At 35.6% G+C, this 2,756-nt stretch carries 4 protein-coding genes; 1 reads left to right on the top strand and 3 read right to left on the bottom strand.

Annotation, left to right across the window (positions count from 1 at the left end; translation table 11 throughout):
• On the bottom strand, positions 1–307 hold a 307-nt coding region (locus tag ACZQCL_RS08430), incomplete at its 3' end, for an AAA family ATPase (RefSeq protein WP_482482770.1).
• 193 nt (positions 308–500) lie between these two features.
• Between ACZQCL_RS08430 and istA the strand changes: the two genes are divergently transcribed.
• Entirely contained in the window at positions 501–1,520 is a 1,020-nt protein-coding gene (gene istA / locus ACZQCL_RS08425; protein ID WP_482482768.1) for an IS21 family transposase, read from the top strand.
• Positions 1,521–1,534: 14 nt separating this feature from the next.
• On the opposite strand, the gene ACZQCL_RS08420 is transcribed toward istA, so the two are convergent.
• Positions 1,535–1,840, bottom strand: a complete 306-nt coding sequence (locus ACZQCL_RS08420) for a hypothetical protein (protein ID WP_482482766.1) — start codon at positions 1,838–1,840, stop codon at positions 1,535–1,537.
• 62 nt (positions 1,841–1,902) lie between these two features.
• Positions 1,903–2,700 (bottom strand): hypothetical protein, encoded by a 798-nt coding sequence (locus ACZQCL_RS08415; protein WP_482482764.1) that lies wholly within the window; start codon positions 2,698–2,700, stop codon positions 1,903–1,905.
• Positions 2,701–2,756 lie beyond the last annotated feature (56 nt).

Raw genomic sequence — 2,756 nt, 5'->3', positions numbered from 1 at the left:
AAGGTTCAGGTTCTCCTAAGAAAGTGGAAATCTCTTTGATCAAATGCTTCATCTTTTCTTCAAAGCCAGACGCATTGTCAATCACTCTAAAATGTGGATGGCCTGTCCAAGCTGAAATCAACTTATCATCCAAAGCAGCCGCTTCTTCTACCGTTTCTGTACGAGCTGTATTATTTGTTGTTGTATAGAACTTTTCAGCTCCCTTTGCCGCTGTCACCAAATGAAAAACTGCATCATAATTGTCTCTTAATTCAATTTCATTATCACCAAAACAATCTAGGATATTCTCAAATTCTTTATCTGTCATGTGAATATAACGGATGGGCAAGCCCATTCAATACGGTAAAATAAGTCCAGTTGATACGGTGACGAAGTCCATTGAATCCGTTGTATAAGTCCACACCTATATTGTAGATATAAAATATCATCCTCCCGTTGTAAGATAAAAACAGGTAAGTGAGTATACTTATCTAGTCTTGCGATTAGGAGGTGTTTTTTTTATGCGAGATGTTAAAAAAGTTTTGGAAATGAGATCACAAAACTATAGTCAGAGGCAGATATCTGTATCTCTCAAAATTTCTAGAGATACAATAAGAAAAATTTTCTATGCAGCTGATGACAAGAAAATTTGTTGGTCATCTGTTAAAGATCTCAGTGAACCAGATGTCCAAAATTTATTATTTGAACAGGAGGTGAAAATTAATCTGTCCATTAAGCAACCTGATTTTGATTACATTCATAAGGAACTGTTAAAGCCAGGAACTAATATCAAACTATTATGGGAAGAATATGTTGATGATTGTCGGTCAATCAAGAGTCCTTTTTACCAGTATAGCTACTTTTGCGAACGATATCGTGATTACGTTAAAAAGCATAATCTTACGATGCATATCAATCATAAACCGGGTGATAAAATGATGGTTGATTGGAATGGCACCCGTATGTATGTGTATGATCGTTACACAGGAGAAGCAATCCCTGCATATTTATTCGAGGCAACATTACCATTTAGTATGTACAGTTATGTTCAAGCATGTCCAAGCATGAAAATCAATGATTGGGTCGATTGCCATATCCAGGCTTACCGTTATTTTGGCGGAGTTACAAGGATTCTGATTCCAGACAATCTAAAAGTAGGAATTATCCAAAACAAGAAATATGAGGATCCAATATTAAACAAATCATATCAGGAAATGGCAGACTATTATGATACAACTATTATTCCAACAAGAGTGCGTAAGCCTAAAGATAAGGCAGCTGTTGAAGGCGCGGTTGGAGATTGTACAGTAGCCATTGTCGGTAAACTTAGAAACAGGAAATTCTTTTCGTTTGAGGACCTAAACAAAGCAATTATCAAAGAATTGGACAATTTCAATAACAGACCTTTTCAGAAAAAGGAAGGTTCCAGAAAAAGCGTATATTTAGACGAAGAACTTCCGTTTATGAAAGCTCTGCCTGAACAGCCATTTGAGTTGAGTGTATGGAAACGAGCTAAAGTTCAATTAAATTATCATATTTAATGCGAAGCTTTACATTAAATATGATAGTTTTGTTGAACCGTCTGATTCACTTCTTTCTGTTTAGATTCAATAATCTCTACCTGTTTATTTGCCACCGCAACTTGGCCTGCCGCACTGTCTAAAGCTAATGATTTATCTTCTACTTCTTTCTTTGTGTCATGAAGTTTAGCTTCCAAATCATCCTTTTTACTTGTCTCTACCTTTGCATAACTTACATGTACTTCATCAGCACAAACATTCATCATAGTTGCGCTAACGCCTTGTAACGCTATCATTCCTGCAATTGCACTTACTAAAATCTTTTCATTCTTTTTCTTCATAATTAAATTTCCTCCATCTTTCTTATTCATCATTACTTGTCTAAAATTTCTAAAAAATTAACCTAAACCATTTGAAAATTATCATTATCTTCATATAACGAATTAAAATTAGGTATATACTGGTTGTCTAGTTTTACACTTCTTGCGACAACCTCATATCGTGTGTATTCAATAAACTGTTGGGATGCCTCTCCGCATCCATTACATCGAAATAGAATTGGATAGCGAACTGTTCTTTCGCAAACAGCTCCTTTCACAAATACACGATCTCTTTGATCGATATCTTGCTTTATAGTCTCAGCTACACCTTTATATCCATGTACCTTAATCAAATTAAAACGTTCACTGCCATTTATGATTTTCTCATTCAACATATCACTTAACACTTCCTGTGCCTTCATCGGACGATTAATCGCTAGGGCAAACAATGCATGATGATCCTGCTTTAAAATTGGATTCGGGATTACTCCGGCAAACACAGCACTATTAATTCCTTCTGAATCTGGCAAGAACGTTCCTGGCGACACCTTAAAGCTTTGTAGAACAACATCCGAATGAATAATATTTCTTACTCGAACACTCTCTTTTCCACAATGAGGACATTTAATAACTTGCGCATGATTACACTCAAATGAAATCATGCGTCCATTGGCCAAAAAATAATCACCTACCTTAACTGTATCCAATGCTTCATTTATTAAATTTGGATCAATAATCAAACATTTAATACGCTCAAACTTATAGATATCCGTTCGATTAACATCCAGCACAATCTCCAAAGCTTCTTTATAATATGAACCACTACACATTCTTGGCTCTTCAGCCACAATCCCACCAATTTTACACTTATTAATACTCATAATTCCTATTCCTCCTTATTCGAGGTCGGTACATCCGCCTCGTTACATCCCTATAT

The sequence above is a fragment of the Holdemanella sp. genome (assembly GCF_056804935.1).
The sequence above is the reverse complement of the archived record's forward strand: the minus strand, read 5'-3'. Positions and strand labels throughout refer to the sequence as shown.

Excerpts from the sequence above, each read along its gene's own strand:
- ACZQCL_RS08420 (WP_482482766.1), bottom strand. The coding sequence starts at position 1,840 with ATGAAGAAAAAGAATGAAAAGATTTTAGTAAGTGCAATTGCAGGAATG.
- istA (WP_482482768.1), top strand. The coding sequence starts at position 501 with ATGCGAGATGTTAAAAAAGTTTTGGAAATGAGATCACAAAACTATAGT.
- ACZQCL_RS08415 (WP_482482764.1), bottom strand. The coding sequence starts at position 2,700 with ATGAGTATTAATAAGTGTAAAATTGGTGGGATTGTGGCTGAAGAGCCA.